The sequence below is a fragment of the Aliikangiella sp. G2MR2-5 genome (genome assembly GCF_015687155.1).
In the GTDB taxonomy this organism is placed as follows: domain Bacteria; phylum Pseudomonadota; class Gammaproteobacteria; order Enterobacterales; family Kangiellaceae; genus Aliikangiella.
Genome location: NZ_JADPQF010000001.1, coordinates 854146 through 868679, shown reverse-complemented (window position 1 = coordinate 868679; position 14534 = coordinate 854146). Strand labels below are relative to the sequence as shown.

6 protein-coding genes are annotated in these 14534 nt (G+C 41.9%); 1 reads left to right on the top strand and 5 read right to left on the bottom strand.

The genetic code is table 11. The features are described from left to right. Nucleotides 1–6: 6 nt before the first annotated feature. The 5 genes from IYN84_RS03420 to IYN84_RS03400 form a co-directional block, all read right to left on the bottom strand. Nucleotides 7–987 (bottom strand): polysaccharide biosynthesis protein, encoded by a 981-nt coding sequence (locus tag IYN84_RS03420; RefSeq protein ID WP_196137757.1) that lies wholly within the window; start codon nucleotides 985–987, stop codon nucleotides 7–9. A 121-nt stretch (nucleotides 988–1108) separates the two neighbouring features. Continuing rightward, nucleotides 1109–3031, bottom strand: coding sequence for a CRTAC1 family protein (locus tag IYN84_RS03415; RefSeq protein WP_196137756.1), 1923 nt, complete (start codon nucleotides 3029–3031; stop codon nucleotides 1109–1111). Nucleotides 3032–3040: 9 nt separating this feature from the next. Further along, a complete protein-coding gene (locus IYN84_RS03410) occupies nucleotides 3041–5833 on the bottom strand; it encodes a multiheme c-type cytochrome (RefSeq protein WP_196137755.1) in 2793 nt (930 codons plus the stop codon). A 63-nt stretch (nucleotides 5834–5896) separates the two neighbouring features. Continuing rightward, nucleotides 5897–6892: a nitrilase-related carbon-nitrogen hydrolase gene (locus tag IYN84_RS03405; RefSeq protein WP_196137754.1), complete on the bottom strand. Its 996-nt coding sequence runs from the start codon at nucleotides 6890–6892 to the stop codon at nucleotides 5897–5899. 186 nt (nucleotides 6893–7078) lie between these two features. Beyond that, nucleotides 7079–13654, bottom strand: a complete 6576-nt coding sequence (locus tag IYN84_RS03400) for an Ig-like domain-containing protein (RefSeq protein ID WP_196137753.1) — start codon at nucleotides 13652–13654, stop codon at nucleotides 7079–7081. Between the two features lie 434 nt (nucleotides 13655–14088). Between IYN84_RS03400 and IYN84_RS03395 the strand changes: the two genes are divergently transcribed. Beyond that, nucleotides 14089–14511, top strand: coding sequence for a hypothetical protein (locus IYN84_RS03395; RefSeq protein WP_196137752.1), 423 nt, complete (start codon nucleotides 14089–14091; stop codon nucleotides 14509–14511). The last annotated feature ends 23 nt before the right edge of the window (nucleotides 14512–14534 follow it).

Here is a 14534-nt window from a genome sequence, read left to right as displayed (position 1 = left end):
TCCAATTCAAATTAGTTTGTTCAGGGTTTTAATATCTCGGCATTGACAAGCTTTTTCGATCTTTTCGAGCAATGCATTAACTTCTTTTCTACTCATTACAGGTTCATCAGCAAGTTTGATTTTTGGATATTCACTGTTTTTTAATTCAGAATTGAACGATAACTCCTCGTGAAGTTTCTCCCCTCGCCTCATACCAATAAATTCAATACCAATTTCTCCTTCAGGTTTTTTCGTATCCCGTACAGAATACCCTGATTCCTCTATTAATTTTTTAGCAATATCCAGGATTCTGACGGGCTCACCCATATCAAAAATAATGACTTTATTATCTATACTCATTTTTGTCGATAAGAGCGTCAAATTAACAGCTTCGCTGATACATATAAAATAGCGAGTCATTTCGGGCTCAGTTATAGTTAGGTTCTTGCCTTGTCTTATCTGCTCTTTAAAAAGCGGAATCACGGAACCGGAAGAACCGATAAGATTCCCAAATCTGATGATCTTAAATTCAGTATCACCAGCAACCTCTTGTGCCGCAGATTGAAAAAGATGCTCGGCAATACGCTTTGTTTTTCCCATAACAGAAACAGCGTTCACTGCTTTATCTGTCGAAATCAGAATAGCTTGCTCTGCCTTAGACAGCTTTGCTAAGCTTGCGATATTTTTTGTTCCAAGGACATTATTCTGAAAAGCGGCAATTGGATTTACTTCGAGTAAAGGTACATGTTTAAAGCTTGCAGTATGATAAATAATATCAATTTCATATTTCTGTCGTATAAAGTTGAGGAGCTCGTTGTCACAAATCGAGCCCAGAACAGGAACCACTTCAAGTTTTTGCTCCTTTAAATTCATGTAGGACAACTCTTGCTCTATCTTATAAAGCGCATACTCACTGTTTTCTAGTAAAATAAGCGTGCGAGGTCTAAGCTCTACAATTTTTCTTGAAATTTCAGAGCCTACACTACCGCCAGCACCGGTAATAAGCACAACTTTTCCGACAAAAAACTCGCCTAGCTCCTTACTTTCTTCAGTGTTAGATTGTCTGAACTCTGAATTTTTAATATTCCATTCAGCTAAGGTTAAATTATCCATTGATATAAACTTTGATCTATTTTTTCACTATTTGATTATTGTTTCTTTGTATAGATATAACTCGATCAACTTTGCCGATATTCGTTACCGCCTGAACCAAACCATCAGGCCAGGTAACTATGATCTGTTCAACCTCTGTATTTTTTCCTAACCCAAAATATGCTTGTGGTAGTACCTGTGATAAGTAACTTCGTGTCGGCATAACTAGCTGCTGCATTTCTTCACCGTTATGTAATTTCACTTTGACAAGCGCGCCGATCGCATTTGAATTCCCTCCCGTTTGAGAAAGCTTCACATGCAGCCAATGATTGCTTAGCTTCTGATCATTCCGTAGCAATAGAGGAACTCCCTCTATTTGGGTTACCAAAATATCTAGATCTCCGTCGCCGTCTATATCTGCATAAGCAGCTCCGCGCCCAACTATGTTTTTGCTCAAACCATTATTGGCATTCGGTTTATGTTCAACAAAGGTTACATCGCACTGCTCTCCACAGTTCCAGAATAATTGAGAAGGCTGTTTATAGCTTTGACTTTTCTGAACTTTATTGATTTCATTTTCCACATGACCATTTGCCTGAAATAAATCAAGACGTCCATCAAGATCATAGTCGAAAAAAAACAAGCCAAAGGATAGTCTAGAGCGACTGGCTGGGCCGATGCCATCAACAATAGACTGATCACTAAAATAGGTTGATGCGTCGTTGGCAACATAAAATGAACTCATTTCATTAGCAAAGTTACCAATAACAAACCCCAGAGATAAATCATTTCGATACCATGCTGCATCGATTCCCATAGCTCCGGTTGCATGCCCATTTCGATCAAAGGCCATCCCCCACAATGCCCCAACCTCTTCAAATTTTCCGTTTCCCTTGTTATGAAAAACAAAATTTTGCACCGTATCATTCGCTACCACTAAATCCATCAAGTGATCATTGTCGATATCCACTGGAATTACCGCCAAAGACTTTCCAACAGGCTTTCCGGTTGCTGAATTGTTCACCTGAATACCGCTCTCAGCAGAGTGTTCGGAGAAAGTACCATCTCCATTATTTAGATAAAACCGCGAATACTGTCCTTCAAAATTGGTAGGAGGTCCATAAGCACGACCAATTCCAGTCAGTCGATAGTCCACCTCCAGATCGATATCACGACTCCACTGTACATAATTGGCAACAAAAAGGTCCAGATCACCATCATTGTCAGCGTCAAAAAATGCTGCGCTGGTACTCCATTCGTCTACGCCCCCTTTTGTTCCGGAACTTTCTGTTACATCGACAAAATGTCCATTATCGTTTTGCAATAGCCGGTTTTCTCCAACTGCAGTGACAAAAATATCGACGTCTTTATCACCATCATAATCACCGACAGCAACCCCCATTCCATAAAGTTTAACAATTAGTCCGGTCTTATCTGTCACATCAGTGAAATTTCCCAGACCGTCATTGTCATAAAGTGTCAGCGATGAGACAGGCGTATTATCCAATGATTCTTCCGGCCAGCTGGTTCCGTTAACCAAGAGCAAGTCAGCGTCACCGTCGTTGTCATAATCAAGAAATGCAACACCGCCGCCCATAGTTTCTGGCAAAAGTTTTTCACCATAAGCACCACTGAAATGCCTAAAGTCAATTCCCGCAGCTGTCGCAACATCAACGAAAGAAACTTGTGGAGGACTCACCGAAGCAATACTTTCAATCTTTAACGGAACATCTAACCCTTTATCACTTACAGCCAGCAATTCTTCCGCTTCTTCTTTATTCATCGACCAGATTAAGGCTCCGCTTACGGCAAGGACTGAAAAGAGAGTCAACGACCAACGAAATGCCTTGCCAATGATTTCATCATTCTGAACGTCATCTTGCAACTCATCTTGTACCGGTTCCAGCCCACTAGTTTCAGATATTTTATTGTTACCTAGTTGTTTCTTTTTATTTCTCATTGCTAACCTTTATTTATTTACCGGTTGTAATGTATTGATTCGTTCTTGATATTCAGTTGTTTTGTTCAAGTCATAAATTACTACTGCGTCAGCAGCATGGTCTGCAGCAGGATTATTACGTCGATGCTGATTGATTGCAAAGTCTCGAGCATTATCATCTACACGATATTTTTCATGTAGCTGATGATGTTTTTTCGACTTTTCATTCATTTCCAGCATTTGATAGATCTGTGCCAGGTTAAAATGCGCCGTGGCATTTTCTTCATCAAAAGTTAGCGTTGTTAAGAAAGCTTGCTCCCCTTTCTTTAAGAATTCATCTCGAGCTTTACGACGCTTTCCTCCGCGTTCTCGTTTTGCACGCTCAATCAGAGTCTGTCCCAATTCGTTCCATACACGATAGTCCTGACTGAAATCAAAATCGCGTTCTCTTGCCAACTCATAATCGTTGGCCAGGATCCGCTCGAAGTTATCAATAGCTTCGTCGAGAAAACCATTTTGCTTATTCACCAAACCAGTATACCAGGCAATGGTCCACGGCCAGGCCGATGTTTCGAATGTTGAAGAACGTTGTAGCTCCATTACAGCTTCATTAAGACGACCTTCCAGGTAATAGACGCGCGCTTTATTTAAAGAACCAAATGCACTCCCTAACTCATCCACTCTTTGAAATGCTTCCTCGGCTTGTCTCAATTGAGATTTTTGAGGTTTTCGAATCAACCCAATGCCATAATCATTCCATCGCATCCAAAGCGGTCTAATATCACCTATTTTTTTCTTAAGTTTTCCACCAGTCATAGTGGGTAACTCAATCGAGTCACTTGCCAATTCCAGAACAGGTAAATCATTCCGGATAAAACTATCGCCTGAAAAATGGCGCATGTAAGTAGTGTCAAACTTACGATAATTTAACTTTGCAGAAATCTTTACCGTTCCTTCAACATCTTCTGGTACGGTCAATCGGTAGTGAATAACATCTGCTGCCCCCGGCGGTATTTGATGATTGTATAAGGGAACAAAGATATCTTCCGCATTGCGGCGGTCTATTCGATTTCCATCTCTATCAAGTAGATAAGCATTTACAAAATGCGACCAGGGATCAACCGATTTATCATTGCTTTTAATACCTCCAGATCGACCTATTATTCGCTCCCCTGTCGACGCAATTATTTCCAGCCAAATTTCATTGGAATCGGCAGTACCCTGGGTAAAGATATGTCCCATCTTCATGGTTCTGACGACAACTTCAATTAAATAAGTCTTTCCTGGTAGCAGCGACACTTGCTTAGATTCCAATGGCGCAATTAACTTGCCATCGATCTCTCCGTTTTCTCGTAATCCAAATATATCCAACAACATTACACCGTCCATAAATTGACGATGATTTTCATTAACCCAATCCGGCAATCCTTTTAGATGAGGCAAAGCAGTATTAGCTGAAGGAAACATATGATCATGTACCTTTAACACTCCCGAATCATCTCGATAGTCGGCCCCAAAGTCATCCGATGCCAATAACGGCATGTGGCAAGTATTGCAATTGTGCTGCGGCTTAGGGGGATAATAAAAGCTGCTCACTCCGTGTCCGGACACGCCACTTAGATGGTAGCTGTCATAATGGTTTTGTCCACGTAACCATTTGTAGTGGTTTAACTCCTTCGGTAAATGCACTTTGTGACAAGTAGAACAAAATTCAGGCGACTGATGCAAAGGCTTTAAAAATGTCTTCTTATGCATTTCTGGTTTAGCTTTAACTAGCTGTCGATTTATCCATTGCAGTATTTCATTGTCGGAATATACAAATGGATAGTGTGCGGGCTCTTCGATTGTAAAGTCAGAATTGCCTTTACGACTGTTCACATGAGTAATTGCATGGCAGCTAGTGCATGTAATTCCAGCTTGCGATGTTGGGTGATTTACATCATCAAAATCAGGATCATCAAAAGCACCACTGAAAAATGGAACGGGGTCATGACAACCAGCACAGAAACGAGCAGCCTGAACATCACCATCTCGCTCAAGAGCGACTTTTCGAGTGTTTCGTACGGAAAACAGATACGCAGGATTATTGAAAGAACTCATTTTGTGAGCACTTCCAGTCCACTGCTTATGAATATTCTGATGACAGTCCCGACAATATTGATCCTGCATTAAGGCTTTTGCCGGGATAAAGTTCCCACTGGCCGTGCGAGCTAACGAAGGAAAAAAATACTTTTCACCTGAATCGGGTCCAACACTATTCCATTGGCGTGGGTCTTGAGTTTGCATATATACTCCTAGTAAAGCAAACACTCCCGCCACCGAGGCAATAACGCCTCCGGCTTTCCAGTGAATTCTTGGCCCCGCCAGTCTGTGCAGCACAAACAACCAGACACAGACCAGAGGTGTAATTACATGTGTCCAATATCCTAAATTTCGAATGATAGGGTCACGTACTTCAAAAAAGTCAAACCTGACTAGTAGCAAACCGGAAATAAGTAATAATAGCATAGTCAACAATAATGCTATTCCTACGTAAACGGCGCGCCTATTTTTTCGTCGCCATGCATTTTTAAAATGAATCACTCCAAATAGAATGAATGGAATTACAAATATCAATCCCAACACTAAATGAAGTAAAAACATTATTTGATAAAAGTAGTCCTGGTAGGTTTGCAGGTATTTCCATTCAAAAAACGTTATAGAGCCCAGATAAAATGCATTGATTGCTAGAAGTGAAAAAACAATGAGCAATCCAGTAAAAAGTATTTTCAATCGTGGGCCGACGACCTGCGTTGGTCGTCGCTTTTCTTGTCGTTTGGTCATTTCAATTTCTTTTTATTTTATTGTTCTTAGATTCACTTAAACAGTGATACACAAGCCGCCTTATTATTGCTCAACAAATCCCGTTTTGGATTTACTTTCGGTGATAAGTTTTTCTAAACTTTCAAAATTAAGCGACTTGGCATCGGAGTTTGTTGAAAACACAGGTTTTCTTTGTTCTTGATAAAGCTCTGTACGTAAGTGTGCCGGCATCATATGACCGGTACGTCTTTTACGTTCGCTTCTAAGTGCTGAAATATTGATCGGAGCTATCACAATTCGCTCACCAGGTCCTGGTGACGCTTCTGATAAAATGCGCCCATCATAGTCAACAATCATACTGCCACCTGGCCAGGTAAATGGGGGATAATTATGTGCCCCCTGATTAGCGGCAACTACATAGCACATGTTTTCCATGGCTCTACAGCGATTCACAACCGTCCACCAGTCCATAGGTTGTGTTGCCCCCCAGGGATCCATATATGCGGAAATACGAATTAAAACTTCAGCCCCTTTAAGCGCTAGTTCTCGTGTTACTTCAGGAAACATCCAGTCATAGCAAGTCGCCACCGCTAAATTCCCAATTTCAGTTTTTACCACCGGTAATGGGTCATCCGGATAATTTTCAATGTCATGCGGGCTGGAATGGACTTCAAATGGAATCCAGGGGTTAACTTTTCGGTATTTGGATAGAATTTCGCCTTGGGGGCTTATCAAGCAGGTGGTGTTGAATACCCTATCAGGCCAGCGTTCATCAACTTCCAGAAAACTGCCCGTTTGTACATATACCCCCAATTCTTTGGCTTTTTCGGCAATACGGTCAGTGTGTTCGTTAGGAACAGGAACAGCCAGTTTTTCTAATATTTCTTCCACATTATCATAAATTGGTACTGCATGAGCAAATTCAGGAAAGACTATTAACTTGATATCATGGAAAGGCTTGTAGCCCAGTACACACTGTTCCATCATCTCAAGTACACGCTCGGTATTAATATGCATTTCTGCTCGACAGACAGGATTGTTCTGGTCGACCTGACAGGCTGCTGCGTAATACAAGTTCATATCATTCACTAGTTTTTAATTTGTTTTAAGTATTATCGCAGACTCTTAGAATAAGAATCTATCATTTGGATCGCTAAAATAAAGATTAAATCCAGAAAGGAGGTTCCCATCCTTAGCGAAAATAACAATTGCTGTACTAAATTAGCGCTAAGAATGGATAATAGAAGGTGAATAGAAAGTAGTTTTCTAAAAGTATTTTTTCATATTGATCGAGATGTCTTTGATATCCTCTCCTGTTTTCTCGATCCCTAACCCTATTGAAACATTTTTCCATCGTAACCAGTCAACTCCAATACCAAAGCTGGTGAGTGACTCTGTATCGGAAGCAATAAAATCTGAATTAGTCTCTAGTCTTGCCGTACCTAGTTTAAACCAGGAGACAAATGAATCATTATTAAAGGGTATCTGATAACCTACCTCGAGTTTTGACAGATTGTAATTAATATACCCATCAGAAAATGCACTATTGAGACTACTTAATTGTGCTTTTCCCAAGCGGTTATAATTAAATTCTACAAACCAGCTTTGTGAAAGATTTTTTCCAACACTAAAGCTAATAGAACTATCGGTATCATCGCTGGTACTCCAGGGGGTCAGGCTGGTTTCTGGCGATTTCTTAGCATAGCCAATCCCTAGGCCGGTGTACCAGCAGTTTTCGGATATACAATTTTCCGACGCGTTGGTATTGAAAATCATCAACGCCATTAACGAAGGAATCGCAAGCTTATTGAAGGATTTTCTAGTCAGAAGCACTAGTGCAAGCAACACCAATAATCCACTTCCCATGCTACCTCCTCCTGAGGTTGCAGTTACTTCCGGTACAGCTTGAAGCCTGTCATTTACCCCATCATTGTTGAAATCTCCATTCTCATTAATATCCGGTATTCCGTCACCATCAGTATCAGTATCACGGAAAGCCAGCTTTCCATCTCCATCCAGATCCACTAGCGAAATTGTGGCATCATCCTGACCATCACCGTTTAAATCTTGACCGCCAGTAAAGTCAACATCGACCGCGTCATCCAACCCATCACCGTCACTATCATTCCCGGTGAGGATGACAGTCAACTGTTCATCGGAATCAGAAATTGAGTCATTGTCAGAATCAGTGTCTAAATAGTCAGCGACACCATCCCCATCGGTATCAGCAATAGTCAGCGAATCATCAATTCCATCGGCATTGATATCTACACCACCGGTATAGTCAACATCATACGCATCATCAATTCCGTCTTTATCGACATCAACACCCAAAGCGTCAGGCCTGTCGGCTTCAAAGGAGTCAGAAAGTCCGTCGTTGTCGCTATCGGAATCTAATGCGTCAATCAGACCATCACCGTCAGAGTCCTCAACTCCTTCAACAATATCAGCAATACCATCGCCATCATCATCTAAATCGATTCTTCCCGGTACGCCATCTAAATCTCTATCAGGCCTGGTACCAAACTGAAACGGTTCATCATCCATTTCATCAACGATTCCATCTCCATCCGAGTCGTTGCTAGCATCATCAATTTGTCCATCACCGTCAATATCCAAGGCTGATGCGGCAGAAGACTCGATATCAAAAATTCCATCATCATTGCTATCCAAATCCAGGTAGTCAGGAAGCAAATCACCATCAGAGTCTGCAGGTGTATCGGTTACTTCGAGACTTGAGTCAACCATTGCATCGAAATTGGCATCGGTCAGCCGGGCCTCGTCAACATCATTAATACCGTCGTTATCTGAATCGAGATCAAACATGTCTGGCGTTAGGTCATTATCACTGTTCAAAATTATTGCTGCATCATCAACACCATCCATATTTGCGTCAACGCCACCGGTAAAATCAACATCAAATTCATCGATAATTTGATCCAGATCGGAATCCACAGGATTCGTTCTCGCTTCCGCTAAATCACTGATTCCATCATTATCACTATCATTATCAATATGGTCATAAACACCGTCGCCATCAGTATCATTGACACTCAACTTAACTGATTTTTGTGTGCTATTTCGAATATTAAAAGCTAATCCATTTTCCAAAGCATCCGGGATAGTATCGTTATCACTATCTCGATCACGATAATCAGGCACCCCGTCTTCATCTGAATCCAACACATCTACAGAATCATCAATTCCATCTGAGTTAGAATCAACACCTCCGGTCGCATCAACATCGAAAGCATCATCGATGCCGTCCCCGTCCGAATCAACACCCAGAGCCCCGGACTCTTCAAAATCGGTCACGCCATCATTATCGCTATCATCGTCAAACGCATCATCGACTCCATCTTCATCTGAATCGATATTTCCTTCCAGACTATCAGGGATTCCGTCTCCATCTTCATCAAGGCTAGTGTCTCGATAGTCAGGAATACCATCTCCATCAGAATCCCCATTGCCTTCAATGCTATCTAAAATGCCGTCATTGTCGCTGTCTTCATCTAAATAATCAGGGATGCCATCTCCGTCCGTATCACCAGTCCCTTCTTCTAAGTCAGGAATACCATCGCCATCAGAATCAAGATCCGAAACAGTCAATGATTCATCACTAAGTACTAACTCATCGGTCCCCTGTTGATCGGTATAAGTCACATAAACACTTAGCGTTTGGCCTATATCAATCTCTGCAATTAGATATGAAGAAGTATTTGCGCCCTCAATATCCAACCCACCCCTGCGCCATTGATAGGCAAAAGCACCGAGGCCATCCACATCTTCAATAGCACTTGTATCAACGGTTAACGTCTCGGTTCGAATGAGAGTTCCCAAAATGACAGGCTGTCCTGTAGGAAGATCATTCACTGGCTCAATTGTAACGTTAACAATGATTGAGTCAGTCAAAGGCTCCAGAGAATTATTGTCCGTTACTTCGACAATAAAACTATCTGAACCATTGAAGTTTGTCGTTGGCGTATAACTAACCTCGATTGAATTTCCGGAGCCAGAAGCTGAAGCTACCCCGTTAGACGCTGTCGAAGAGACACTCCAGGATAGCGTTTCATTCTCTGGATCTGTTGCATTTAAGGTTAGGTTAAATGCCGTAGGAGCTCCGTCTTCGCTCATAGTAACGCTTGTTGAAGTTCCCTCTGTTATGACGGGCGCATCATTATACTGTTTTACAACAGTATCAGTAACGGTCGTTCCAACGTTTCCTGCAGCATCAGTAAGTGTGAAGTTAAGCGTTAAAATTCCTTCCGCTAACCCACTGACGTCAATTCCGATAAAGCTCCCGTTAGCTGAAGAAATTGTCCCTGTACCATTCACGCTTAACGAACCATCAGTGACAACATAACTGTAATCGACTCCGACTTCTGCTCCCGTGTAAGTGAAGCTCATTGCAGTATCATTTGAGGAATTAATAAATGTTTGGTCAATCGATATGTCATACCCCGATGGCGGAGTATTATCAAATTCCAGACTGAACTGGGCGGCGGCAGTATTAGTATTTCCAGCAGTATCAGTAGCTGTACCAGCATTAATATCCACGGTAACAGTACCGGTACTTAGCGGATTAACGGTAGCAGTATAAATGCTTGGACCACCGGCAAAGTTACTTAAAGAAGCGTTGGTTGCTGAAATATCTCCTACAACAAAATCACTAACCGCTTCAGTAAAAGTGATAGTTATAGAAAAAGAAGTATTAGTTGGATCGGCTGAGCTACTTGAGATTGAAACACCAGGCTGAGTATTGTCTACATTGAAAGCCGTACTATTTCCGCTTTCTAAAGCAGAGCCATAGCTATTTCGAGCTGTATCAGCACCAATATTTATGGCTAAAGTTCCGTCACCGGAAATTGAAGACAGTGTAATCGTCGGGCTTGCTGTCGTTCCATTGGTAACACCAACCGTAGCAGTCGCAGTTCCTGTTGTAATCAGACTGATATCCACTACATCCAAATTGATTTGATCTGCATCAGAATAGGTCACACCAAAATTCACCGGCCCAGTATTAGTAAGTGACTGGTCCGGAGTTCCGATCGAAACTGTTGGCAACACATATGCTACCGCATCATATTCTATAGAAAACAGATTAGACTGATTATTTCCATTTGATCCCGAGTCTAAAGCGCTAGATGCTGGAACCTGTAGCGTCACAGTTCCATCAGCAGAAGGTGTAATATCAACGGTATATTCGCTCGCCGAAACAGATACAAAATTACTCAAAGAGCCATTTGTAACTGAACCGGTAATGTCAGAAATATCAAAACCGACAACATCTTCGGTAAACGTAATAGTAACCGCTATTGGCGAAACGCTTGTCGATGGAGATGAACTGGAAGAAATAGTTACATCCGGAGCTTCGTCAATTTCAACATCCAGGCTGGCAGAGAGAGGATTGATACTTATACTAATAGAGTTTTCAGTAAAACCAACATTACTGGTAACCGCTCCGTAAGTTCCTGCAGACGCACCGACGGGCACTGCAATCGAGATATCGAATGTGCAACTTCCTCCCGCAGCAAGATTTCCTCCGGAAAAAATCAAAGTCGTTGTCCCAGATATTGATGACCCACTGCCACAGATATCATTTTGAGGTAGCCCTGTTGTAGTAGCCCCACTAATAATACCACTTACACTCATTGTAAAGAGCAAACTGGTTAATGACTCAGTTGCGCTAACATTATCGAATGTAACTGATAAAGTTGCTGTATCGCCGGGAGCAACAGGATCATTTGTAAACTCAATTGTTCCTATTAAATTGGACACTTGTAGGTCAGTGCTTACGGCCGATCCTGTTGTCACCTCACCACCTACGGTTGCACTTATCGTACTAGAAGTCAGCGTGTATATATTGGAAGGCGCTGCGGCAGGTATGTTTAGTGAAACATCGAATGAACAATTACTACCCGCAGAGAGTGTTCCACCTGTAAACGTTATTGTTGATGTGCCAGATATTTGAGAACCAGCTCCGCAAATATCGTTGACAGGTAATCCTGTTGCTGCCAACCCGCTTAACACACCATCAAGATCGACAGTAAAACTGATGGCTGTTGCATCCGATGAAGCATTCAAACTATGCTCAAGTGTAAAAGTAGCTACAACAGTATCACCAGGATTTACACTGGAGTTATCAAACTCCATGACGAGCGAAGGACCATCAACCACTTCAATTGAATCAGATGCATCAGCTCCTAATACGGTAGTTCCACTAATAGTTGCACTTAAACTATCGGTTGTAAGCTGGATCACCCCAGGCGAAGAACCTGCGGGAATATTAAGTCCTACAGTAAAATTACAATTAGCACCGGACGCTAATTGCGCACTGGAAATCACTAAATAAAGTTCTCCACTGATCGTTGATTGAGTTGCAATCGAACCTGCACCACAAAATCCACCAGCCGGAAGACTAGAAGGTGTTGCTCCAGAAAGCATTTGGCTTAAATTTGCCCTGAATGTTATCGCGGTAGCACTATTGACTGTATCGATATTGGTAATTGTGAAATTGACATCTGCAGCGCTACCCGCAGCGACTACACTGTCGACAAAGCTGACACCAAGAGTCGGTGCTTCCGTTATGCTCAAACTGTAATTTGCGGCATTTTTGGACTCTGTACTTCCATTAATATCCATAGAGATATTGCTGGTTGAGCCTGAGTAGGTACCCGTTGCTGCTCCTGCTGGAATGGATACAGGTATATTAAAAGTACAACTTGAACCTGCCGAAATAGTACCACTACCAAAAGTGAGCAAAGAAGAACCTGAAATGGACGAGCCAGAACCACAAACGTCATTCAAAGGTGTTCCTGTTGCAACCAGTCCTGACAGTAAAGCATCAAGATCGACAGTAAATGATACATTTGTCGCATCATAAGTCCGATCAAAGTTTGTGAGGTTCACCTGCAAGTTAGTGGAAGAACCGGGTGCAATAGGGTTATCTTCAAATAATAATACTGCAGTTGCCGGACTCACACTTAACAACGCACTTCCAGATCCTGCCGCAGTGGAAGTGAAAGTACCTGAGTCAAGATATGTGAGTGAGCCTGTTGCCAAAAAGTCGCCAACACCTGAGGAAACGACATTGACGGTCGCGGTACAACTTGAACCAGCAGCCAAAGTCATAGTTCCGCTCGGCCCAAAGGTAATGCTGTTGCTACCCGGTGTTGCTGTTACAACGGAATTACTACACGTTGTTTGAGCATCCGCATAAGCAGCAACTTCAATTCCTTCTTCAAGCGAAACCGTTGTCTGAAAATTGTACTCCAACGAACCATTTAAAGTGTTATCAAAGGTAAGAGTAAGAACGCTTGTCTCCCCCCGGTTATTTGTCGATGGACTAAAAGACAATGCATAGCCGGGTCTTCCTGAATCAACCGTTAAATCAGCACTGGTCGATCCACTGTTTCCTTCACTGGAAGTCAAATCACCAGTAACGTTACTATGAGTTCCTGCAGTACTCGAGGTAACAGTGACAGTCACTGTACAGCTGCTACTTGCCGGTATTGATGCATCAGAAAGTGTCACCGTCGAGCCACCATCAGATGCGGTCAAAACAGCATCGGTACAGGTGCTTGTCGCGGCGACAGGGGTAGCTAAAGTCACACCTGCAGGAAGAGTATTGGAAAATGCAATAGAAGTTACCGGCGTCACATCTCCATTTGTAATAGTGTAAACTAACTCAGACTGACTTCCCGGACCAATTGTATTTGGCGAGAAAGATATCGAAAAGCTCGGAGGAGCTGACAAGACAGGGCCGACATAACCGCAAAGTAAAAGTGTCGTTACCGTAATAATCCGAACAAACGAAAAACAACGTGAAAGCAAATTAGACATAACTTTTATCCAGATATTCTTTTTATTAACGCAAAGTCTAGTTTAGAGACCCTGCAAACTCCAATGAATATTGATTCATGTCGTTTATATCTCAATCCTTAGAGTTTTCCATTGACCTAATCAGCGACGGAAAGAACAGGCTGGTTTTGACCCAACCTCTCTCTACCAAAGCCTCTAATAGATGTCCGCCACGCTTATTTTTCTGTACCCGTAACATTTTTATTCAACAATAAACTTTAGTTTTATTGGCATGTTTGCTTTTAGAAGCTATTCAGCTATAAAAATAACTTCTTAAATTGATTCTTCAATATATATCACACCGAGATAGAGCAACTTAAAGTACATTGCTCAAAGCGATTCGAAGTGCTAGACTGCTTATTTGCAACAGGGCTACTTTGCTCGAAATAACAATAACTTGGAGGGAGAAAATGCAAATGCATAAATCCATAATAGCAGCAGTTGCAGCCATGGGAGTGGCTACTTCAGTTGCGGCTAGTAATGTGACAATTGCTGATAACATTTTACACATGAAATCCAGCTCATCTGGGGGCAAAGTAGAAATGACTGTGTCCGGTCCAAATGGCCTTGTTTATAACTCAACTTTCGTTGGCGGCGACAATGCAATTTCTGCAGCCGATATGAAGGCAACTAAAGATGGCTTGTACAAATTTGAGCTGCTAGAAATCGAAGAACTTGGAGAAGAGAAAGTTCGCGACGATATGAACGGCCGCGGTTTGACTACTCGAAAAATTGTTAAATCTAATAAAGTATCTGGTCAATTTAGAGTTCAAAATGGAGTTTTAATCGACTCAAAACTGACTGAAGATGAAAACAGTAAAACGTCGCTCAACAAATAAACCTGACCCGACAAGGAGACAAA

What these genes read in the sequence shown, in the direction of transcription:
- IYN84_RS03410 (WP_196137755.1), bottom strand. Translation starts at nt 5,833, where the DNA reads ATGACCAAACGACAAGAAAAGCGACGACCAACGCAGGTCGTCGGCCCA.
- IYN84_RS03400 (WP_196137753.1), bottom strand. Translation starts at nt 13,654, where the DNA reads ATGTCTAATTTGCTTTCACGTTGTTTTTCGTTTGTTCGGATTATTACG.
- IYN84_RS03415 (WP_196137756.1), bottom strand. Translation starts at nt 3,031, where the DNA reads ATGAGAAATAAAAAGAAACAACTAGGTAACAATAAAATATCTGAAACT.
- IYN84_RS03395 (WP_196137752.1), top strand. Translation starts at nt 14,089, where the DNA reads ATGCATAAATCCATAATAGCAGCAGTTGCAGCCATGGGAGTGGCTACT.
- IYN84_RS03405 (WP_196137754.1), bottom strand. Translation starts at nt 6,892, where the DNA reads ATGAACTTGTATTACGCAGCAGCCTGTCAGGTCGACCAGAACAATCCT.